The sequence below is a fragment of the Streptomyces sp. NPDC107581 genome, from assembly GCF_055657175.1.
On record NZ_JBVKBH010000001.1, the window covers coordinates 773,041 to 794,669 of the forward strand.

Sequence of the window (21,629 nt, forward strand, 5' to 3'; positions counted from 1 at the left end):
GCCGACTCGGCGCCCTGGTTGTCCTACTCCGGTCCTGTTTGCCGCCCTGCGCGGCCTACTTGGCCGTTCCGGCGGTCTTGGCGGCCTTGGCGGCCGCCTTCAGCTCCTGCTTGTGGGCGCGCACCTTGGCCAGCGACTCGGGCCCGGTGATGTCGGCGACGGACCGGTAGGACCTCGCCTCGCCGTACGCCCCGGCGGCCTCGCGCCAGCCCTGCGGCTGCACGCCCAGCTGCTTGCCCAGCAGGGCGAGGAAGATCTGCGCCTTCTGTGTGCCGAACCCCGGCAGCTCCCGGAGCCGCTCGAGCAGTTCGGTTCCGCTGCCCACGCCCCGCCACAGGGCCTCCGCGTCCCCGTCGTAGTGCTCGACGAGGTACTGGCACAGCTGCTGGATCCGCTTGGCCATCGAGCCGGGGTAGCGGTGCACGGCCGGCTTCTCGGAGAGCAGCGCGGCGAAGGCCTCCGGGTCCATGGCCGCGATCTCGTGCGCGTCCAGGTCCTCGGCGCCCGTCCGCCGGGCGATGGTCGCCGGCCCCTTGAACGCCCACTCCATCGGAACCTGTTGGTCCAGCAGCATCCCGGTGAGCGCGGCGAGCGGACTGCGCCCGAGCAGCGCGTCGGCCTCGGGGTCCTGGGCGAGGTGCAGGGTGACGTCCATGGGTCGATGATCCCGCCTGCGGCGTCAGGACGCGCGCCAGTACCCCAGGGCGTGCACCCGGGTCTTCGGCACGCCCAGGTCCCTGCGCACGTACGAGGCGAGCGTGCGGGTGGTGGCCGTGTCGCAGGCGATCCAGACGTACGGGTCGGGGGTGCCGTCGAGCACGGCGGGCAGCTCGGCGCGGACGCGTTCGGCGAGGTGGGCGCCCGCGTCGCGCCGAGGCACCTCGCGGATCTCGTGGCGGGACGGATCGGCGTGGCAGGGCAGGCCGTCCAGGGAGCCTTCGAACCAGATCGTCGCCGGGGCCGGACCCAGGGTGCGGAGGAGGGAGTTGATCGCGGGCAGCGAGGCCGGGTCGCCGACGGCGACCAGATGCGAGGGCGCGGGATCCGGGTCCAGGAATCCGGTGCCCTGGACGGTCGCCTCGATGGTGTCGCCGGGCCGCGCCGTCCGCGCCCAGTCGGCGGCGCACCCGTCATGGAGGGCGAACTCAAGGCCGAAGGTGCCGGTCGCCGGGTCCGGGTCGACCAGGGTGTAGGCCCGCTGGTGCGGGCGGCCGGCGTCGGAGAACCACAGCCGTATCCACATCGTGGGGTGGACGCCGGTGGCGGCGAGCAGTCCGCCGTCGCTCAGCCGCAGCCGCCGGTAGTGCGGGGTGACGTCCTCGGCCCCGGTGACCGTGCACACGAAGTCCTTCGCGCGCAGCAGCCGTAGGACCGCACCCTCCCAGCCCCGCCCCTGCCCCATGGCACGTCACCCCTCGCGTACGATTCCCTCACCAATGACTTAGGCAAGGCTAACCTAAAACAAAGGGGTGTCCAGGGTGACCACCGAGACCTACCGCGATGCCTGGGGCATCCCCCATCTGCGCGCCGCCGACGCCCGCGCCCTGGCCCGGGCCCAGGGACGCGTCACCGCCCTGGACCGCGCCTGGCAGATCGAGGTCGAACGGCACCGCTGCCAGGGCACCTCGGCCTCCTTCCTCGGCGCCGACGCCCTTGCCTGGGACGTCTTCGCCCGCCGCGCCCGCCTCGACGACACCGCGAGACGCTGCTTCGCCGCACTGGAGAGACGGGACCCGGAGACGGCGGACTGGGTCCGGGCGTACGTGGACGGCGTGAACGAGGGCCTCGCGGAGGGCGCCCGGCGCGCCCCCGAGTTCGCCCGGACCGGTCTCGCCCCCACTCCCTGGCAGCCCTGGACCCCCCTCGGCATCTGGCTCGGCACGCACATCCTCTTCGCCGGCTTCCCCGCCAAGCTCTGGCGCGAGGAGGCGATACGGCACCTGGGCCGCGAGGCGGTCGGCCTGTTCGCCACGGACGGCCCCGGCACCGCGGGCAGCAACGGCTGGCTGATCTCGGGCGCCCGCACCGACACCGGCCACGCCCTGCTCGCCGGCGACCCGCACCGCTTCATCGAGGACCCGGGCGTCTACCAGCAGATCCGGCTCTCCTGCCCCGAGTTCGACGTCATCGGCCTGGCTGTCCCGGGTGTCCCCGGCATCGCCCACTTCGGCCACACCGGCACGGTCGCCTGGTCCATCACCAACGCGATGGCCGACTACCAGGACGTCTACCGCGAACACCTCCGCCGCACCGGCGCGGGCGTGGAGGCCCTCGGCCCGGACGGCCACTGGCACCGCGCCCGACGCCACACGGAGACGGTGCGGATCGCCGGCGGGAACCCCGTGGAGATCGAGGTGATCGAAACGGACCGGGGCCCGGTCATCGCCGGAGGACCGGAGGGGCTGGAGCCGCAGACCACTGTTCACGGGGAGCCCGCGCAGGTTCCGCAGGCCGCCGTTCACGGGGAGCCCGGGCGGGCTTCGCAGGGCGCCGTTCACGGTGGCCCCACGCTCGTCCCGCAGGCCGCCGGCGGCGCGGTTGTCCCGCAGGGGGCGTCCCCACTCGGCGACGAGAGCCGCACCGGTGGTGCGGGCGGGGACGAGGGCGATGGCGAAGGCGGAGCCGAGGCGGGCCGCATCCCCACCGCCCTCGCCCTCCGCTACCCACCCCGCGTCACGGAGGACCTCGGCTTCAGCGCCCTCCTCCCCCTCCTCCGCGCCCGCCGGGTCGAGGACATCGACACCGCCTTCGACACGTGGACCGAGCCGGTGAACGTCGTACAGGCGGCCGACACCACCGGCGGCCTCCTGCACCGCGTCGCCGGCAAGGTCCCCCGGCGCGCGGAGGCCAACCGCCTCCGCCTGGTCCCCGCCTGGCACCCCGGCCACGCGTGGCACGGCTGGCACGACACCCCGTACGCCACTCTGACCGACGGCATCGCCGTGATGGCCAACCAGCGCGGCCCCGCGGCCCCCCTCGGCGTCGAGTTCGCCCCGCCCCACCGCGCCGACCGCATCCACGCCCTCCTCCAGGAACGCCGCACCTGGTCCGCCGACGGCCTCCCCGCGATCCACACCGACACCCGTCTCGCCTCCGCCGCACCCCTCCTCGACCGCCTCGCCGCACTCGACGGCCTCACCCCCGGGGCGGCCCGCCTCCGCGACCGCCTGCTGTCCTGGAACCGCCACATGGACGCCGACAGCGCCGAAGCCGCCCTCTACGCGGCGGTGCGCACGGCGGTCGTACGCCGGCTCGCCGCGGACCCGGCGTTCGCCGCCCTCACCGCGTCCCCCGCCTACCCCGAGGTCCTGCTCCCCTGGCTGGCCCTCGCGCCCCGCATCGGATACGCCCTCGAACACCTGCTGCGCGCCGAGGAGTTGTACGGCATCGACCGCGCCGCCGCCGTCCGCGCCGCCGTGGAGGAGGTCGCCGCCGCACCGCCGGCCGGCACCTGGGCCGACACCCACCGCCTCGCCCCCTGGAAGGCGCTGCCGGGGGAGCCGTACGACGAACCGGGGCTGGCCGGCGACCACGACTGCGTGCTGTGCACCTCGGCCGTCCCCGGCCTCACCGACCGCTCGGCCCGCGGCCCGGCCGCCCGGTACGTCTGGGACCTGGCCCGCCGCGAGAACAGCCGTTGGGTGGTCCCCTTCGGCGCCGACGGCGTTCCCGGCGCCCCGCACCACCGCGACCAGCTCCCCCTGTGGCTCAAGGGAGAACTGGCCCCGGTCGTCACCGACTGGGCCCTGCTGACACTCGAACACACCGAGGTGACACCGATGACCGACCCGTCCACCCCCGCCACTGCCTCCGCCGCACCCCCCGCCTCCTCCGCCGCCACCCCCGTCCACGAGCAGCACATCGACGGCTACGGCACCGTCCGTATCCGCCCCCTCGACCCGGTGGCCGACGCGGAGGTGGTGCACGCCTGGGTGAGCGACGAACGTGCCGTGTTCTGGGGCATGACCGGCCTCACCCAGGACCAAGTGGCCGACGTCTACGCCCATATGGCCACGCTCGACACCCACCACGCCCACCTCGTCCTCAAGGACGGCGAACCGGCCGCCCTGCTCCAGACCTACGAGCCCGGGGCCGACCGGGTCGGCGAGTGCTACGAGGTCCGCCCCGGTGACATCGGCGTCCACCTCCTCCTCGCCCCGGCCCCGGCGGCCGGCCCGCGCCCCGGCTGGACCTCGGCCCTGCTGAGCGCGATGGCGACGTACGTCCTGCTGGTCCTGGGCCGCCACCGGGTCGTGGTGGACCCCGACGTGCGCAACACCAAGGCGTTGGCCCGCTTCGCCCGACAGGGATTCCGGCAGGGGCCCGAGGTGGTCCTCCCGGAGATCGACCTCCCGGATGTGTACCTGCCCGAGAAGCGCGCCCAACTGGCCTTCCTGGAGCGGGAGGTAGCCTTCCCGGGTGACCACGCCTGACGAGCTGATCGCCCATTACGGCCTGGAGCCGATCCCGCGCGAGGGCGGCCTCTTCCGGAGCACCTGGGCAGGACCCGAGTGCCCGGACGGCCGCCCCGTGGGCTCCGCCATGGTGGCCCTGCTCACCGCGGGCGACTTCTGCGCCCTGCACCGGCTCCCCAGCGACGAGATCTGGCACTTCTACCTGGGCGATCCGCTCCGGCTCCTGCTCCTCGCCCCCGACGGCACCGCCCGTACCGCCGTCCTGGGCCCCGAGCTGCGCGCCGGGCAGCACGTCCAGCTCACCGTGCCGGCCGGCACCTGGATGGGCGCCCGGGTGGCACCCGGCAGCGCCTGGACCTTCTTCGGCTGCACGATGGCCCCCGGATTCACCTACGAGGGGTACGAACACGGCGACGCGCGCGACCTCACGGCGCGTTACCCGGCCGAAGCCGCCCGGATCGCGGAACTCTGCCGCCCATGACCCTGCTCGACGGACAGACCGCCCTGGTGACCGGCGCGGGCGGCGGCATCGGCCGCGCCATCGCCCTGCGCTTCGCCGAAGAGGGCGCCGCGGTGGCCCTGCACTGCCGCACGGCCGTGCGGGCGGCCGGTGAAGTCGCCGCCCGGATCCGCGACTCGGGCGGCGAGGCGGTCGTCCTGCAGGCGGACCTGACGGACGACGAGGCATGCCGGCGGCTGGTCGGCGAGACCACCGACTGGTCCGGCGGCCGCCTCACCGCCGTCGTCAACAACGCGGCCGTCCAGCCGGTCCAGCCGCTGCCCGGCATGACGGCAGCCGAGTGGCGCACGGTCGTCGACACCGACCTCACCAGCGTCTTCGCCTGCACCCAGGCCGCGGCCCGGCACATGGGCGGGCACGGCGGCGGCACCGTCACCCACATCGCCTCCATCGAGGCCGCCCACCCCGCCCCGGGCCACGCCCACTACAGCGCCGCCAAGGCCGCCGTCGTCGTGCACGCCCGCGCGGCCGCCCTGGAGTACGGCTCCCACGGCATCCGCGTCAACTCGGTCTCGCCCGGCCTGATCGACCGCGAGGGTCTCGCCGAGGCCTGGCCGGACGGCGTACGCCGCTGGCTCGCCGCCGCCCCCGCCGGCCGCCTGGGCCGGGCCCGGGACGTGGCCGACGCCTGTGTGTTCCTCGCCTCGCCGCTCGCCTCCTGGATCACCGGCCACGACCTGGTGGTGGACGGCGGGGTGTCGGCCCGGCCGACATGGTGAGCACGGAAGGCGATCTCTCCGTATCCCTGGGGAGGACATGCGGACCCGGATCCCCGGGGAAGGCATGCGGACCCGGCGGACGGAGGGATCAGGTGCGCGAGGAACACCGGTGGCTGCGACGGCTGACCGTCCTGGCCGCGGGCCTGCTCCTGCTCCTCCTCGGCGCGGCGGCGCCCGCCTCGGCCCACGCGGGCCTGCGCGGGACCGACCCCGCCGACGGCACCGTCCTGCGGTCGGCCCCCCGCCAGGTCACGCTGACCTTCACGGAATCGGTGGGCCTGCTGACCGACTCGTTCCGTGTCTACGACCCCGAGAACCACCGGGTGCGCACCGGCGCGGCCGGCCATGCCCCCGGCCGCTCCGACACGGCCCGTGTGCCCCTGCCCGCCCGGCTGGGCACCGGCACCTACACGGTGGCCTGGCGGGTGGTGTCCGCGGACAGCCACCCGGTGTCCGGCGCGCTGACGTTCTCGGTGGGCAAGCGCACGGCGACGGTCACGAGCGTGCTCCCGGACCGCACGGGGAACCGGGCGACGACGAGCCTCTACAACATCGCGCGCTACCTCGCCTACCTGGCGGTGGCGCTGCTCCTGGGCGCGGGCGCGTTCGTGGCGTACTGCCGCCCGCCGGGGCGGGCCCGCCTGCGCGTCCCGGTGCTGGCCGCCTGGGGAACCCTGTTCGCCTCGACGATCGCCCTCTTCCTCCTGCGGTCCCCCTACGAGGAGGGCACGTCCCCGGCGGGGGCGCTCGGCCTCTCCTCCCTCACCCGCACGGCCACGACCCGCCCCGGCGAACTCCTCCTGGCCCGCCTGGCCCTGCTGCTGCTCGCAGGTGTCTTCGCCCTGTCCCTGCGGACGTGGCGGCGACGGATCCCCCGACGGGCCGCCCTGGCCGCCGCCGTGGTCCTCGCCGTCGCCCTCTCCCTGACCTGGGCGGCCGCCGAACACGCCTCGGCGGGCCTCCAGGTCCCCCTGGCGATCACCTCCGCCGTGCTCCACCTGCTGGCCATGGCGGCCTGGCTGGGCGGCCTGACGGCCCTGCTGCTGACGCTGCGGCGCACCTCGCCGGAGCCGGCCGCGCTGCCGGCCCGGACCGTCACCCGCTTCTCCCGCCTCGCCTTCGCCTCGGTGACGGTCCTGGTGGCGACCGGTGTCTACCAGTCCTGGCGGGGCCTGGGGTCCTGGCAGGCGCTCACCGACACCTCGTACGGCCGCATCCTGCTGGCGAAACTGGCGGCGGTCGCCCTCATGCTCGCCGCCGCCTCCCGCTCCCGGCGCTGGACGGCCCGGCTGGCCCGCCCGTCCACGGCACCGCAGCGGGAGCGCGTCCCGGAGCCCGCCGGCGGCCCCCCGCTGCCGCCGGTCCCCGAGCCGCCCGCCCCGCCCCACCACCCGCTGCCGGAGCGTCTGCGCCGCACGGTGCTGGCCGAGGTGGCGGTGGGTGTCCTGGTGCTCGTCCTGACGACGCTCCTGACCAGCACGCTGCCGGGCCGGGCGGCTACCGAGGCGGCGCGGTCCGCGGCGCCGGCGGGCGGTGTCCAGACGGCCTCGGTCACCACCGTCCCCTTCGACGTCGGCACCCCCGGCGGCCACGGCAAGGTGCAGATCACCCTCGATCCCGGCCGGGTCGGCCCGAACTCCGTCCAGGCGGTGGTCTACGGCCCCGACGGCGGCCTGTCCGCGGTCCCCGAACTGCGCCTCACCTTCACCCTCGCCGCCCAGCAGATCGGCCCCCTGGACAGCAAGGTCACCGACCGCGGCGGCTACTGGGCCGCCGACTCCTTCAGCCTGCCGATCCCGGGCACGTGGACGATGAGGATGACGGTGCGGGTGTCGGAGGTGGACCAGGTGACCGTGTCGAGGACCGTGCGGGTGGTGCGGTAGCCGTGGCGAGCGAGAGCGTGCTGATCGAGGAGGTGGAGTTCGCCGCGTCGCTCACCGTCCGGTCGGCCGTCGGACTGCTCGCCCTGCACGGCAGCACGGAGGGCGGCACTGCGGAGCTGGCCCACGAGGTGGCCGCCCGCACGGGTGCCAGCTGCCTGGTCTTCACCCAGCCCTCCGGTGACCCGGTCCACATCCCGTCGCACCGGATGGCCGTGCCCCACTGCGCGGCCCTGCGGGAGTTCCTCGCCTCCGTGACGGTGGTGGTCTCCCTGCACGGCCACCTGAGACCCGAGTCCCCCCGCTCGATCTTCCTCGGCGGCACCAACCGCACCGCGGCCGCCACCCTGGCCCACAGCCTCACCGCCCTCGCCCCGGACTTCGAGACCATCGACGACCTGAGCCGCATCCCGGACGGCCTGCGCGGTCTCCGCCCCGGCAACCCGGTGAACCTGAGCCGGTCCGGGGGAGTCCAGATCGAACTCCCGCTGAGCGCCCGGACCCGACGCGCCGAGAAGCCCCAGGGCGCCCCGGAGACGCCTCCGCGGCCGGTGGCGGCGGCACTGACCGCCGGGGTCGGACAGCTGAGTGCGCAATGCCGGGGCTGACCGTGCCTCAGTCACGCCTCCCCCGGGAGGAGGGTGCCGTTCGTGGCGCGGCCGTGGCTCGGGGCGGAGCATGAGAACAGGGGGAGACCCCTCACCACCCTCCGGCGTTCCGGCGGTCGCCGGACGCCTCACCGAGCGGAGCGGGACATGCGAGAGTTCCTGGTCGAGATCACCACCACCGTCCCCGAGGGCATCGGGCAGGACGAGGTCGGCAGGCGGCGGGCCGCCGAGGCGCTCCGTGCGAAGGAACTGGCCGCGACCGGCAATCTGGCGCGGCTGTGGCGCCCCGTCGGCGAGCTGCGCAGCCTCGGGATCTGGCGGGCCGCGGACGAGGAGGAACTCCACGAGAAGGTACTCGGCACGCTGCCCCTGCGCCCGTGGATGACCCTCAAGGTCACCCCGCTCGAATCCCACCCCAACGACCCGGGACGACCCGACGCCACGCATTGAGGGCACGGCCGCAGCGGCACGCGCTTGAGGGTAGGGACGTAGCGGCACGTGCTTGAGGGCACGGATGCAGCGCCCCGCGCTGAGGGTAGGGACGTAGCGGCACGTGTTTGGGGGCACGGATGCAGCGCCCCGCGCTGAGGGTAGGGACGTAGCGGCACGTGTTTGGGGGCACGGACCCCAACGGCACGCGCCGAGGGCAGGGACGTGGCGACGTGTCGCCGCAGTGCGTGGGGCGAGCGGGTTCGCCGCAGGGCGGAGGGAGAGCGGGTGGAGGACCAGCACACCGTGGGAACAGGCGAGTCCCGAGGTGCGGAAACGCATCCGGCCGGAGGCGTACGGCGTCCGGGGCGGGCGGCGTGTGCTCGTCGCCGGCGGCCGGCGGACGCCGATCCGTGCCGGCGGGCCCGAGCAGTGCCCCGTCCACCGGGCCGCGGTGCCCCGGCCGCGGCCCCGGGAAGAGGACGCTGATGGGCAACGCCGCCGAAGTGCTGCCGGACTGGGTGACCTGGCGGCAGCGGCCCTTCCCCGACGCCAACCTGCTCCTGCTGTCCGGGCGGCAACCGGCCATGGTCGACAGCGGCTTCGGCGGCCACGCCGAGCAGACGGCGGCCTGGGCGCACGCCCGCACCGGGCACATCGATCTGGTCGTCAACACCCACTGGCACTCGGACCACGTCGGCGGCAACGCCCTGCTGCAGGCCAAGGGCGCAGGCATCGCGGCCGGAGCGCCGGAGGCCGAGGCCGTCACGCGCCGGGACCCGGGCTGCTGCGCCGCGGAGTACCTCGACCAGCCGGTACCCGCGTACACCGTCGACCTGCCGCTGGACGACGGACAGGTCCTGCGGCTCGGCGACGCCGACTGGGAAGTCGTCCGCACCCCCGGGCACACCCCCGGCCATCTCGCCCTGTGGCAGCCGGACGAGCGCATCCTCGTGGTCGGGGACGCGCTCTCGGACTACGACGTCGGCTGGGTGAACCTGGCCCTCGACGGACCCGGCGCCGCCGCCACCGCCCTCGCCTCCCTGCACCGGCTGGCCGGCCTCGCGCCGCGCGTGCTGCTTCCCTCGCACGGTCCCGTCCCCGCCGACACCGGCGCCGCGCTCGACACCGCCCTGCGCCGCGCCCGGCGCCTCGTCGACGACCCGGACGGAGCCGTCTGGTACGGAGCCCGCCGGATCTTCGCCTTCGCCCTGATGATCCGCGACGGCATCCCGGTCGACGCGGTCGAGCCGTACCTGCGGGCGCGGGCATGGCTGAACGACGCGGCACGTCTGCTGCGCCTGGCTCCCGAGGCACTCGCCGCCGAGCTGACCGGCACGATGCTCCGCAGCGGCGCCGTCGTCGTGCGCGACGGACGCCTCCACGCGGCCGCCGGGCACACCCCCGTCCCGGCGGAAGCGCTGCGCGTGCCCTACCCCCGAGCGTGGCCGCCGACGGAGCCGGTGCCCTCCCCGTGCGACGGCCGCGGACCGCGCTGAGGACAGCGGGTCACAGGCGCGAGACGTGGTAGTGCCGGATGCGCCAGGCTCCGTTCCTGCGGACGGCGATGACGGAGAGCCGTACCGGGATGGCGCCGTCGGGGTCCTGGAAGACGACGTGGGCGAGGCCGCCGATCCAGTCGTCGCCGCCCCGGTACGCGGTCAGGACGCGGACCTCGGCCCGGGTGCCCGCGGGCACCCGGCGGTAGTAGCCGAGGATCCGCTCGGGCCCGGTGACCGGGTCGGGGAACAGGCCCTGGAAGACGGCGTCGTCGGTGAACAACGCGGCCGCCGCCTCGGGATCGGGCGCGTTGAAGTGGGTCCGCCACCTCTGGAGCAGCGTGCTGAGGGTGCGTTCGGCGGCGCTCAACGGATGCCTCCGTCCGTGTCGAGGGTGATGCCCGCGGTGAAGGTGTTCTCCATCAGGAACAGGGCCGCGTGGGCGAGTTCGTCCGCCTCGCCGGGCCGGTCGAGGACGGCCACGGCGGCGGCACCGCCGCCGATGAGGGCGAGCCCGGACGACACCTGCGCTCGCGGCGGCGCCGTCCGCTCATGACGCTCACGTTGCTCATGCTGCTCATGCATGCGAATGCTTCGGTTTCTCTCGTTAGGCGTTCTGGAGCACACGGGAGTCCTCCGGGCGCCTGCCGCGCTGCCGGACGACGGCGAAGGACAGCAGGGCCAGGGCGAGTACGGCCCACACGGCGAGGACCGTGAGCGGCGTACCGCCGCCGGCGCCGTCGAAGGCCCCCTCGGCGCGGATGAACGAGGCGGCGGCGCCCGGCGGCAGGAGCTGGCCGACGGCGCCGAGGCCGTCGGGCAGCACGTCGGGCCCGCCGGCGACGCCGGACAGGGGGTTGCCGACGAGGAACATGACGACGGCGCCCACGGCGATGCCGCCCGGTCCCAGCAGGGCGCCGAGGCCGGTGATGAATCCGGCCATGCCCAGCTCCAGCAGGAAGATCGCGGCCGCGTTGGTGAGGTACGAGCCCGGCAGGACGCCGGAGAGCACGGTCAGCATCAGCGAGCCGAGCAGTCCGGAGGCGGCGGCGAAGGCGACGGCGCCGACGAGCCGGAGCCGTGCGTCGGGGACCTTGAGCACCAGCAGCAGGGAGATGATGACGGCGGTGACGATCAGCGGGAGGAAGCCCATGGTCATGCCGGAGCCGTGGGGGTCGCCGTCGGCTGCCGGGACGACCTCCTGGACGAGGTGGGAGGTGCCGGTGAGGTCGGCCAGCCGGCCCACCAGGGCGGCCGACACGGCCGGGGAGGCGGCGGAGGCCACCTTCAGCTTCCAGCCGTGCCCGGCGGAACGATCCTGCACGAAGGCGCCGTAGACCTCGCGGTGCCGCAGCATCGACTCGGCCTCGGCCTGGCTGTCGGCGCGCACCGTGCGCAGGCCGTCGCCGTCGGCCTCCGAGAGGCTGGTCAGCTGCTTGTTCCGTTCGGCGTCGGCGACGATCGCGACGGTCACATGGGAGGGCTCCGAGCGGGAGGCGGTCCATGAGAACCAGCCACCGACGAGGAACTGCACCAGGGCGACGATGACGACGGCCTTGGTCATCTCGTGCCGGGCGGAGGCGCGGTCTGCGCTCATGGCGGGGTCCCGGCTCACTTCTCGTCGAGCAGATCAGGCTGCTCGGCGGTGATCTCGTCCCACATGACCTGGAAGCTGAACCGCCCGAGCTGGTCGTCGCCGAACCCGTCGCGGGCGGCCAGCGCCTGCTCGTGGGTCATGGGCTTCGGCGTGCCCGCGGCCAGGGCGAGCAGCTGGACCCGGGCACACGACTCGTAGGTGAAGAACCAGTGCACCGCCTCCTCCAGGCTGCCGCCGACGGTCAGCAGACCGTGGTGGCGCAGGAGCAGGGCCCGCTTGTCGCCGAGCCTGCGGGCGATGTCGACGCCGTGTTCGATGCCGATGGCGGGGCCGTCGTAGTCGCCGTAGAAGACCTGGTTCTCGTAGAAAGCACAGGACTCCTGGTCGAGCGGCTCCAGCAGGCGTTCCAGGGAGCCGAGGGCCCGGGCGTGGACGGTGTGCCCATGGGCGACCGCCTCGGCCCGGGGCCCCTCGTGGATCTTGGAGTGGATGGTGAAGGCGGACGGGTTGACCCGGCCGTCCCCCTCGACCACACGGCCGGTGGCGTCCACGCAGATCAGGTCCTTGACCTTGACCAGGCTGAAGGAGACGCCGAAGGGGTTCACCCAGAACCGGTCGTGGTGTTCGGGGTCGCGGACGGAGATGTGGCCGGAGATGCCTTCGGCGTATCCCGCCTTTCCGAACAGGCGCATCGCGGCGGCCAGGCGCTGTTTGCGGTGGCGCCGCTCGTCGGCGACGGACGCGAAGACGGCGTCGTCGGGAATGGGCAGGCCGGTCGCGGTGTCGGCCAGGTAGGTGGGCGTGAGGGTTTCGGTCACCGGTACCTCTCGTGATCCGGAGGGGCGGAAGGCGCCGGCCCTCGTCCACGACGGGGCCCGGCACTGGGTGATCTTGACCGGATCTCGCCCCACGAGAAGGGGCAATCTGCCCATACAGGACTTCACGAAGATGCACTGCCGAAATGTGCAGCTCTTCGGACACGTGGGGAACTGTCCCGAGAGGAGTCACCCCGTACGAGTTGCCTGGTTGGGCCGGAAGATCATGTTCCGCTCGTGGGCGGCTCTCCGGCCGGCTCGACCACCCGTGGTTCTAGAGCCGGCCTCGCCACCACGGCGCGTCCGGGCTTTCGGCCGGGATGACCTCGGCTCTCGTCAGGATCCTCTCGTCGAGGGCCCGTACGAGGGCGCGCAGCTCTCGTGCGCTCTTCCCGGGCAATGCGTGGAGCACGGCTTCGAGGTGATCCCGGAAGACGGCCGCGTGACACCCGCACTCGGGGATGCCGCAGTCGGGACCCGCCAGGGGATCCATGAGCCGCTTGAGGGGCAGCCGGGACGTGGCCTCCCAGTGCCAGAACGCTTCTTCCGTGGCTTCGGGCCAGAAGCGGGTCCGTTCCAGCCGGCGGAGGTCGGCCGTGCAGGAACCTGAGAGGCGGTCGATGACCGGGTAGCGTCGCCGCCTCGGCGGGCGGACGCGGAATTCACCCCGAAGGGCCGACGGGCGCCTACGCGGCATTGCCCCTTTGCTTGTCGCTCATGAGGGCAAGGTACAGCCCCGCGCCTCGGCCGGCCATCGCGAAAGCGGCCGTCAACCCGCCGGGGCCGGCGAACAGTTCGAGGCCGGGCCAGGAGCCGCGCGGCCTGCTGCATTGGCATCACCGATGTCACCGGGTCGAGGGAATGCGCCGTCGGCCGGCGAGCCGGACATCCAAGACAGGTGTGACTATCGCACCACAGTGACGTGGCGACTCCAGGCCGTCACTCCATCCGGCAGGAGGACCGAACGATGAACCGCACTCCGAAACGCCTGCTCGGCGCCGCCGTGGCGGTGGCCGCGGGCGCCACGGCCCTGCTCGGCGTCTGCGCAGGCACCGCCGACGCCGCCGGCAGAGCCCACTGCGACCGAGCCGAACGGCCCATATGGGCGGGTGACCCCAGCCGCAACATGACCGCCCACGGCTGCAGCCTGCCGGACAGCAACCGCCGCTGGTACACCGTCGAGATCGACACCCTCGTGGAGCCCCACCACACGACGGACTACCTGAACGGAAAGGTCGACCGCACCGAGACCCTGCACGACAGGACCATCAGGTGCATGGGCTACACGTCCGAGAACGGCACGGTGAACTGGTTCGGCTGCATTCCCCACTGACACACCCACCGACACACCCGCACTGACGCGCCTACCGACACACCCACCGACACACCCACCGACACACCCACCGACACACCCGCCGAGAACTCCCGAACGGGTCCCCCGGCCTCTCCCGGTCCGTGACGGGAAACCGTGACGGGAATCCGGTCCGGACAATGTCGAAGGGCCCCACTGCTCGCAGTGGGGCCCTTCGACATCGTGCCCGGTGAGGCACTGGCGGAGGATACGAGATTCGAACTCGTGAGGGGTTGCCCCCAACACGCTTTCCAACTGTCCGCATGACCGTACGGGGGCGTCCGTGGGGGTTCACGCGGCAGGTCAGACGCGGTGCGCGTATGGCGGTGAACGGTGGCGACCGTCCGTGCACTGGACAAAGACCGGGACAACGAACGATGCGACATCCACTGCTGTTGCCGTCAAAGACTGCTGTCAGCGCACGGCCCACGTCCTGGGATCAGCCCAGCCCGGCACGGCCCCACGGCGGCTTTGAAGACCGCCAACAGTAGGCGGCCGGGCCGGTTGGTTCCTCGACCGATCTATGCGCCTGGAGGGCACTGGAATGCCTTGTGGTCAAGGCTCGTACTCAGTCGGCAGGTGGGACCGCGTACGCCACCGTTGCTCTCACGGAAGGTGAGGACCCAGGTGTTGTCGGTGGAGCTGTAGCCGAGGTCTGCGTACCCGAAGACGCCCGGGCCTGCCGTGAAGGCCACGGTCTGGGTGATTGACGTATTGACGGGCTGCGTCGGGTTGCCGACCGGTTGGTTGAGGACCAGGAGGTCGTCCGGGCCGTCGTCCAGTGGTCCGCCCGAGGAACCCACGGCCGGGCCGAGGTTCGGCCCGCCTGCGCATATGAGAGCAGAACCAAGACTCCCGCATCTGCCGCCTCCGCCTGGCCGTTAGCGGTTGGGTCTCCGACTGTCCCGCCTGTGCGACTGGCTCACGCGGGAGCCCGGGTCGGCCCGGGACAAGGCGTATGACCGAGCCCTGCCTTCGACAAGCGAGATCAGGGTCAAGGTCGAGGCCGCGAAGCGGATGGTGGCCCGGGCGGAGGAGCGGCTGGCCGCGGCTCACCATGTGGACGCGCCGTTCCCCGATCACGCGGGGCCAGTGTCCTGGCAAGGGCATCCCTGCCAGGACACTGGCCCCGCATTTGACCGGCGCGTTGCGCCGATGGCGGGGTGGCGCCGAGGGCTACCGCTGCGTCCAGTACTCGCTGGCACTGCCGTTGCAGGTGTAGACGTCGATGCTGGTTCCGTTGGCGGTGCCGGCGCCCAGGGCGCTCATGCAGTAGCCGGTCTGGCCGTTGGCGATGGTGCCGTCGGAGTTCAGGGTCCACTGCTGGTTCGCGGCGCCGTCGCAGGTCTCATAGTCGACGAGTGCCTTGAGTGCGGTGGACGAGCCGGCGACGCCCACGCACAGGCCGCCGTTGCTGCCGACCAGAGCCCGTGTCGTCGCGTTGTAGGCAAAGTGCTGGTTCACCGCGTCGCTGTAGCAGTCCCAGAGTTCCATCTGGGTGCCCGGCGTGGTCGAGGAGCCCGTGTCGTCCAGGCAGCGGCTCGAAAGCTGGCCGACGAACATGCTCGCCGTCCCGCCTCCTCCTCCGCCACCGGTGCCGCCGCCGGTGATCTTGTTGAAGATCTTCGAGTAGGCGTAGCCGAGCGGCTTGTCGTAGCCGTCGACTTCCCAGAAGGCCAGCTCCTGTACCCCCTTGGAGGCGGCGAAGCTCTCCAGGGTGGCCGCGTTGGACTGGGTGAAGTTCTCGTTGTCGTCGTTGTGTCCGGCGATCGGGGTCAGGCCGAGCGTGCCCCATGCCTGGGTGGCGGAGATGCCGTAGAGACTGGCGAGTTGGCGCTCGGTGCCGTTGGCGGCCGATTCGGCGTCGGCGAGGGCGTTCTCCCCGTCGCCGAAGTCCATCGTCATGATGTTGACGAGGTTGACCTTCACGCCCTTGCTCTTGGCGTCTTTGAGTACGCCGAGTTCGGCTGACGGCAGGCCGCTGGGGTCCACGGCGAGGGTGTAGTCGACCTGTACGGCGGGGTTCTGCGCCTGCAGGGCCGCCAGGGCCTGGTTGCGGCGGGTGTTCGCCGCGGTGTCGCCGAGGGTGTCACCTTCGATGTCGAAGTCGAGCCTGGTCACGCCGTAGGTGCTGACGATATTGGCGTAGGCGCTGGTGAGACTGGAGACCGAGGTGCAGGTCTGGGCGAGTTCGCCGCCGGATTCGCCGCCGGAGGAGATGATCACGTTCCCGCCGGCGGACTTGAGTGACGACACCTGGGAGGTGAACGTGCCCAGGGAACTGTTGCCGTTCTCCCACATGGGTGTGCAGCCGGACTTGGGGATCAGGAATGCCAGGGTGTAGTAGCTGCCGCCCCCGGCGTTCATGTCCGCGGACATGTCTTTGGCGTCGGATGTGTTGATCTCGAGGTACGGCGCCGAGTAGTGGGCCGGGAAGGTGGACGCGGCGTTGGCGGCGGGTGCTGTGGCCACGAAGGCCGCCGCGCCGAGCGCTGCTGTCGTGGCGAGCGCGGCGAGCGCGGCGAGTGGGCGAATCTTGCGCATGGCTGCCTTTCAGATCATTCGCCCCGGCGTGGAGGTAGGCGGCCGGGTGAAGGCGGGGCCGACGGGCGGCTGGTGTGAAACGGGGTTGGGCGGGGAGCGGTGGTGGCGCCCGGCGTAGCCGCTTGCCCGCGTTTCCGGCCGGGTTCGGCGCCGCGCGGGTTTGCCTGACGATCGGAGACGGCCTTGTCGCCAGGGTGTGGCGCGGGTCCGTCGTCCTGCGTGGCCACGACCTCGGGGCTACAAGTTAGTAAACTTTATTACCAGTTAGCGGAGTGGCTGGATCGTGCCCGTCCAGTCGCGGCCCTGTCAAGACCTGGCGCACGGATGGGTCTTGGAAGTGCGTACCGGTAGCGGGTGGTGACGTCGGGCATGCCGCTGCGGGTCGCACCAAAGGGGGACGGGCGGAGCCGAGACGAGCATCGTCCGACAGCTTGCGCGCAGGTACGCCCACGTGCGCGGGACGCCAACTGAGGCCAGGCACGTCGAAGGGCCCCGCTGCGAGCAGCGGGGCCCTTCGACATCGTGCCCGGTGAGGCACTGGCGGAGGATACGAGATTCGAACTCGTGAGGGGTTGCCCCCAACACGCTTCCAACTGTCCGCATGGCCGTTCACAGCTGTCCAAGCTTGTACGCGGGGCAGCTCAGGACAGCCGAGTGAACGGCCCTGAACCGCGACGTCTGTCAGCGAACTGGACAAGGACCAGGACAACGACAACGAACGGCACTCTTGGAGGAACGGCAGTGGAGGCGATCGTGACCTGACGACGCCAGCGTTCGCGATGGTGGCGCACGCATTCCACGTCGATCACCGTGAGGTCGTCTTCGATGACGAGGGCGCCGACGCGTAGGGGACATCACCCTGGTAGCCGCGCAGGACGCGTACGGGCAGCCCTTCGAGGTAGCTGGTCACGAGCGCCGCGTTGCCGGAGTCGCCCAAAGACCGGTTGCCCACCCGCTCGCCGACGCCATCCTGGCCACCGTCTGGGGGCTGCGGGCGGCGCTCCGGCGCTTTCTACTACATCCCAAAAGGAGCCCACACGTGACAGAGGACAAGAAGCGCACCCGCCGCGCCAATGGTGAATCCGCTATCTACCTCGGGCAGGACGGTCGTTGGCATGGTCGTGTGCCGATGGGCTACAAGGACGACGGAGCGCCGTACCGCCGACACCTGACGCGCCCGACGAAAGGAGTTGGTCGAGGAAGTCCGGCGGCTTGAGAAGCAGCGCGACGAGGGCTCGGAGCGACAGCCCGGAAAGCCGTGGACCGTCGAGAAGTGGCTTCAGCACTGGGTCGAGAACATTGCCAAGCCGGTCGTCAGCGAGAACACCTACGCCGGCTACGAGGTGGCGGTCCGAGTCCACCTTGTGCCCGGGATCGGCAAACACCGCATCGACCGCTTGGAACCGGAGCACCTGGAGAGCCTGTACCGCCGAATGCAGAAGGGCTGGAGTAAGGCCGGCACCGCACACCAGGCGCACCGGACGGCCCGCACCGCTCTCGGTGAGGCGGTGCGGCGCGGCCACGCGGCGAAGAACGCCGCGGCGCTGGCGAAGCCGCCACGAATGGAGGAAGACGAGAGTGAGGTCGAGCCGTACTCGGTCGATGAGGTGCAGAGCCTGCTGATCCAGATCAACAAGAAGCGGAACAGTGCCCGGTGGATGCTGGCACTCGCGCTCGGATTGCGTCAGGGGGAGACCCTCGGGCTGCGGTGGTGTGACGTCGACCTGGACAACGAGTACCTGAAGCTGCGCCGGAACCGGCTACGGCCGAAGTACGAGCACGGATGCCCGGAGGCGGCGCCTTGCGGCCGTAAAGCCGGCCGGCTACTGCCCCGACCGCTTACAGGTGCGTCGCGAGACCAAGAACACCAAGCCGCGTGCGGGTAGACGGGCGGTCCCTCTGCCTGGCCCGCTGGTCGTAATGCTGCGATCACACGAGGAGACGCAGGCTCGTGAGCGTAAGGCCGCCGGGAATCTGTGGGTCGAGTCGGAGTACGTGTTCACCAAGCCGTTGGGCGGCCCGCTCAGCCCGAACACCGACTACCACGACTGGAAGCGGCTGCTCGATGACGCTCAGGTCCGTGACGGTCGCCTGCACGACGCCCGCCACACGGCCGGCACGGTGCTGATGCTGCTCGGAGTCCCAGACCGGGTCATCGACCAGATCATGGGGTGGGAGCCGGGCGGTGCGGCGCGGATGCGGGCGCGGTATCTGCACGTGACCGATCCCATGCTCAAGGAAGCGGCCCGCAAGCTCGCCAAGGTGATCTGGGGAGACCCGGAAACACCCGCTGTGGACAAAGACCAGGACAACGAGGGCTGAGACACGTCGAAGGGCCCCACTGCGAGCAGTGGGGCCCTTCGACATCGTGCCCGGTGAGGCACTGGCGGAGGATACGAGATTCGAACTCGTGAGGGTGTGAACCCAACACGCTTTCCAAGCGTGCGCCCTAGGCCTCTAGGCGAATCCTCCGCTGGGAACATTACATGACCGAGGGGAGTGCTCGCGAACCCGTTCCCGCAGGCCGTCATCGGGTACGGCCCGCACGCCGCAATCGGGTACTGTTGGGCGCAGCCCCTCACGCGGCGCTATCTGACTGAACTCCCCCAGGGCCGGAAGGCAGCAAGGGTAGGTCGGCTCTGGCGGGTGCGTGGGGGGCGCTTGCGTTTCCCGGGCTCAGGGCTGGGGCGGGGCTGGTTGTCAGTGGGCGCCTATAACCTCGTATGCGTGTCGTCTCTCGCGCTGTACCGCCGCTATCGCCCGGAGACCTTTGCCGAGGTCATCGGGCAGGAGCATGTCACCGACCCGCTGCAGCAGGCGCTGCGGAACAACCGGGTCAATCACGCGTACCTGTTCAGCGGGCCGCGTGGGTGCGGGAAGACCACCAGCGCGCGCATCCTGGCCCGCTGTCTGAACTGTGAGCAAGGTCCCACGCCGACGCCGTGCGGCGAGTGCCAGTCCTGCCAGGACCTGGCCAGGAACGGCCCGGGCTCCATCGACGTCATCGAGATCGACGCGGCCTCCCACGGTGGTGTGGACGACGCCCGTGAGCTGCGCGAGAAGGCCTTCTTCGGCCCCGCCGGCAGCCGGTACAAGATCTACATCATCGACGAGGCCCACATGGTCACGTCGGCCGGTTTCAACGCTCTGCTGAAGGTGGTCGAGGAGCCCCCGGAGCATCTGAAGTTCATCTTCGCCACCACCGAGCCCGAAAAGGTCATCGGGACCATCCGGTCGCGGACCCACCACTACCCGTTCCGGCTCGTCCCGCCGGGCACGCTGCGCGACTACCTCGCCGAGGTGTGCGGGCGCGAGAACATCCCCGTCGAGGAGGGCGTGCTCCCGCTCGTCGTGCGGGCCGGCGCCGGATCCGTGCGTGACTCCATGTCCGTGATGGACCAGCTCCTCGCCGGCGCGCGCGAGGAGGGTGTGACCTATGCCATGGCCACCTCGCTGCTCGGCTACACCGACAGCTCCCTGCTCGACTCCGTCGTCGAGGCCTTCGCGACCGGCGACGGGGCGGCGGCCTTCGAGGTCGTCGACCGGATCATCGAGGGCGGCAATGATCCGCGGCGCTTCGTCGCCGACCTGCTGGAGCGCCTGCGGGACCTGGTGATCCTCGCCGCCGTTCCGGACGCGGTGGAGAAGGGGCTGTTCGACGCCCCGGCCGACGTCCTGGAGCGCATGCAGGCCCAGGCCGGCACCTTCGGCGCCGCCGAGCTGAGCCGGGCCGCCGACCTCGTCAACGAGGGCCTCACCGAGATGCGCGGCGCCACCTCGCCCCGCCTCCAGCTCGAACTCATCTGCGCACGCGTGCTGCTCCCCGCCGCCTACGGAGACGAGCGCTCCCTGATGGCCCGCCTCGACCGCCTCGAGCGCGGCGTCCACTTCGCGGGCGCGGGCGGTGCTCCTGCCATGGGGTACGTCCCCGGGCCCGAGGCCCATGCCGGGATGGCTCAGGCTCAGGGCGGCGCGCCGGTGCCGCCCGGCGGCGGACCCGCCGCCGCCCGCGCGGCCGTACGGACGGGCGGCCCTGGCGGCCAGGGGCAGGGCCAGGGCCAGGGGCAGGTTCAGGGACAGGGGCAAGCCGGTCCGGCTGCTGCGGCGCCTGCGGCTCCCGCGCCCACTCCTGCTCCCACTTCCGCGCCCGCACCGGCTGCGGCTGCTCCCGCACCGGCTGCGGCTGCTCCCGCACCGGCTGCGGCTGCTCCCGCACCGGCGCCCCAGGCGCCCGCCCCCGCTCCCACTCCCGATTCCGCTCCCACTCCCGATTCCGCTCCCACTCCCGATTCCGCGCCCGCCGCCTCAGCCGCACCCGCGGCTTCCGCCGCTCCAGCCAGTGCCTCTTCGGCCCCGGCCCCCGGCGCCTGGCCCACCGCCGCCCCCGCCGGCAGCGGCCGGCGGCCCGGTGGCTGGCCCACGGCCGCTCCGGCGGGCGCCCAGCAGAGCCCGGCCGCGGCCCAGTCCCAGCCGCAACCCCAGCACCAGGCACCCCCCGCCGCACCCTCGGCTCCGGCTCCGGCCTCGGCTCCGGCGGGCCCCGCCGGTGGCCTCGACCCCCGCATGCTCTGGCCGAACATCCTGGAAGCCGTCAAGAACCGCCGCCGCTTCACCTGGATCCTGCTCAGCCAGAACGCCCAGGTGGCCGGGTTCGACGGCACCACCCTCCAGCTCGGCTTCGTCAATGCCGGCGCCCGCGACAACTTCGCGAGCAGCGGCAGCGAGGACGTGCTGCGGCAGGCGCTCTCCGAGCAGTTCGGCGTCCAGTGGAAGATCGAGGCGGTCGTCGACCCGTCGGGCGGCTCCGCGTCCCCGCCCTCCGGCGGCTCCCCGGGCTTCGGCGGCGGCAGCGCGGGCGGCGGCGCGGGCTACGGCGGTCCTGCCTCCGGCGGCGGTGGCTACGGCGCCCCCGCGGCCCCTCGTCCGGCAGCACCCCAACCGGCCTCGCCCGCTCCCTCCGCACCCCAGGGAAGCGGCCCCGCGGCCCAGGCCGGCCCCGCCCCGCAGCCCGCGCCGGCACCCGAGCCGCCCCCGGTCGCCCCCGAGGACGACATCCCCGAGGACGACGACCCCGACCTCGACGAGTCGGCCCTGTCCGGCCACGAGCTGATCGTCCGGGAGCTGGGGGCGACGGTGGTGGAGGAGCTCTCCAACGAGTGACACCCCTCACCGAGGGGACTCACGCCAAGAGGGGCTCACGTCAACCTTCGCCCAGGGGATTCCGGCAACTGTCGCCGAGGGGATCACGCAAC

The 21,629-nt window shown here is 72.4% G+C and carries 17 protein-coding genes, 1 tRNA gene, 1 other RNA gene and 1 pseudogene; 11 read left to right on the forward strand and 9 right to left on the reverse strand.

The window, feature by feature from the left end; all coding sequences use genetic code 11:
* Positions 1-55 precede the first annotated feature (55 nt).
* Both ACZ7P3_RS03580 and ACZ7P3_RS03585 read right to left on the reverse strand, forming a co-directional pair.
* Positions 56-655 (reverse strand): HhH-GPD-type base excision DNA repair protein, encoded by a 600-nt coding sequence (locus ACZ7P3_RS03580; protein WP_472078709.1) that lies wholly within the window; start codon positions 653-655, stop codon positions 56-58.
* Between the two features lie 24 nt (positions 656-679).
* On the reverse strand, positions 680-1,402 hold the full coding sequence (locus ACZ7P3_RS03585; protein WP_472078710.1) for a siderophore-interacting protein: 723 nt from the start codon (positions 1,400-1,402) through the stop codon (positions 680-682).
* A gap of 76 nt (positions 1,403-1,478) precedes the next feature.
* Between ACZ7P3_RS03585 and ACZ7P3_RS03590 the strand changes: the two genes are divergently transcribed.
* The 7 genes from ACZ7P3_RS03590 to ACZ7P3_RS03620 all read left to right on the forward strand — a co-directional run bounded on the left by ACZ7P3_RS03590 (position 1,479) and on the right by ACZ7P3_RS03620 (position 10,070).
* Positions 1,479-4,433 (forward strand): GNAT family N-acetyltransferase, encoded by a 2,955-nt coding sequence (locus ACZ7P3_RS03590; RefSeq protein WP_472078711.1) that lies wholly within the window; start codon positions 1,479-1,481, stop codon positions 4,431-4,433.
* Positions 4,420-4,896 carry a cupin domain-containing protein gene (locus tag ACZ7P3_RS03595; protein ID WP_472078712.1) on the forward strand — a complete coding sequence of 159 codons (477 nt, stop codon included), beginning with the start codon at positions 4,420-4,422 and terminating at the stop codon, positions 4,894-4,896. The genes ACZ7P3_RS03590 and ACZ7P3_RS03595 overlap by 14 nt, the downstream gene beginning before the upstream one ends.
* Positions 4,893-5,654, forward strand: a complete 762-nt coding sequence (locus ACZ7P3_RS03600; protein WP_472078713.1) for an SDR family NAD(P)-dependent oxidoreductase — start codon at positions 4,893-4,895, stop codon at positions 5,652-5,654. The genes ACZ7P3_RS03595 and ACZ7P3_RS03600 overlap by 4 nt, the downstream gene beginning before the upstream one ends.
* Positions 5,648-7,537: a copper resistance CopC/CopD family protein gene (locus ACZ7P3_RS03605; RefSeq protein ID WP_472078714.1), complete on the forward strand. Its 1,890-nt coding sequence runs from the start codon at positions 5,648-5,650 to the stop codon at positions 7,535-7,537. Before ACZ7P3_RS03600 ends, ACZ7P3_RS03605 begins: the two co-directional genes overlap by 7 nt.
* A gap of 2 nt (positions 7,538-7,539) precedes the next feature.
* A complete protein-coding gene (locus ACZ7P3_RS03610) occupies positions 7,540-8,142 on the forward strand; it encodes a poly-gamma-glutamate hydrolase family protein (protein WP_472078715.1) in 603 nt (200 codons plus the stop codon).
* A gap of 147 nt (positions 8,143-8,289) precedes the next feature.
* The gene (locus ACZ7P3_RS03615) at positions 8,290-8,592 is read left to right on the forward strand and encodes a muconolactone Delta-isomerase family protein (RefSeq protein ID WP_472078716.1); all 303 of its coding nucleotides are present in this window, start codon (positions 8,290-8,292) and stop codon (positions 8,590-8,592) included.
* 467 nt (positions 8,593-9,059) lie between these two features.
* Positions 9,060-10,070: an MBL fold metallo-hydrolase gene (locus ACZ7P3_RS03620; RefSeq protein ID WP_472078717.1), complete on the forward strand. Its 1,011-nt coding sequence runs from the start codon at positions 9,060-9,062 to the stop codon at positions 10,068-10,070.
* A 10-nt stretch (positions 10,071-10,080) separates the two neighbouring features.
* On the opposite strand, the gene ACZ7P3_RS03625 is transcribed toward ACZ7P3_RS03620, so the two are convergent.
* The 5 genes from ACZ7P3_RS03625 to ACZ7P3_RS03645 form a co-directional block, all read right to left on the reverse strand.
* On the reverse strand, positions 10,081-10,440 hold the full coding sequence (locus ACZ7P3_RS03625) for an SgcJ/EcaC family oxidoreductase (protein ID WP_472078718.1): 360 nt from the start codon (positions 10,438-10,440) through the stop codon (positions 10,081-10,083).
* Entirely contained in the window at positions 10,437-10,655 is a 219-nt protein-coding gene (locus tag ACZ7P3_RS03630) for a hypothetical protein (RefSeq protein WP_472078719.1), read from the reverse strand. Before ACZ7P3_RS03630 ends, ACZ7P3_RS03625 begins: the two co-directional genes overlap by 4 nt.
* 22 nt (positions 10,656-10,677) lie before the next feature.
* Positions 10,678-11,667 (reverse strand): hypothetical protein, encoded by a 990-nt coding sequence (locus ACZ7P3_RS03635; protein WP_472078720.1) that lies wholly within the window; start codon positions 11,665-11,667, stop codon positions 10,678-10,680.
* Between the two features lie 14 nt (positions 11,668-11,681).
* Positions 11,682-12,485 (reverse strand): class II aldolase/adducin family protein, encoded by an 804-nt coding sequence (locus ACZ7P3_RS03640; RefSeq protein ID WP_472078721.1) that lies wholly within the window; start codon positions 12,483-12,485, stop codon positions 11,682-11,684.
* A 271-nt stretch (positions 12,486-12,756) separates the two neighbouring features.
* Positions 12,757-13,179 (reverse strand): hypothetical protein, encoded by a 423-nt coding sequence (locus ACZ7P3_RS03645; protein ID WP_472078722.1) that lies wholly within the window; start codon positions 13,177-13,179, stop codon positions 12,757-12,759.
* Positions 13,180-13,449: 270 nt separating this feature from the next.
* Here ACZ7P3_RS03645 and ACZ7P3_RS03650 point away from each other — a divergent pair, with 270 nt between their 5' ends.
* Positions 13,450-13,815: a hypothetical protein gene (locus ACZ7P3_RS03650; RefSeq protein ID WP_472078723.1), complete on the forward strand. Its 366-nt coding sequence runs from the start codon at positions 13,450-13,452 to the stop codon at positions 13,813-13,815.
* A gap of 1,194 nt (positions 13,816-15,009) precedes the next feature.
* On the opposite strand, the gene ACZ7P3_RS03655 is transcribed toward ACZ7P3_RS03650, so the two are convergent.
* Positions 15,010-16,377, reverse strand: a complete 1,368-nt coding sequence (locus tag ACZ7P3_RS03655; protein ID WP_472078724.1) for a ricin-type beta-trefoil lectin domain protein — start codon at positions 16,375-16,377, stop codon at positions 15,010-15,012.
* A gap of 1,039 nt (positions 16,378-17,416) precedes the next feature.
* On the opposite strand from ACZ7P3_RS03655, the pseudogene ACZ7P3_RS03660 reads away from it, so the two are divergent.
* Positions 17,417-18,699 (forward strand): annotated as a pseudogene (locus ACZ7P3_RS03660) (tyrosine-type recombinase/integrase).
* Between the two features lie 62 nt (positions 18,700-18,761).
* Here the strand turns inward: ACZ7P3_RS03660 and ACZ7P3_RS03665 are convergent.
* Positions 18,762-18,849 (reverse strand) — tRNA-Ser (locus ACZ7P3_RS03665).
* A gap of 97 nt (positions 18,850-18,946) precedes the next feature.
* Here ACZ7P3_RS03665 and ffs point away from each other — a divergent pair.
* Positions 18,947-19,045, forward strand: an RNA gene (gene ffs, locus ACZ7P3_RS03670) — signal recognition particle sRNA small type.
* 59 nt (positions 19,046-19,104) lie between these two features.
* The gene (locus ACZ7P3_RS03675) at positions 19,105-21,537 is read left to right on the forward strand and encodes a DNA polymerase III subunit gamma and tau (RefSeq protein WP_472078725.1); all 2,433 of its coding nucleotides are present in this window, start codon (positions 19,105-19,107) and stop codon (positions 21,535-21,537) included.
* Positions 21,538-21,629: the final 92 nt, after the last annotated feature.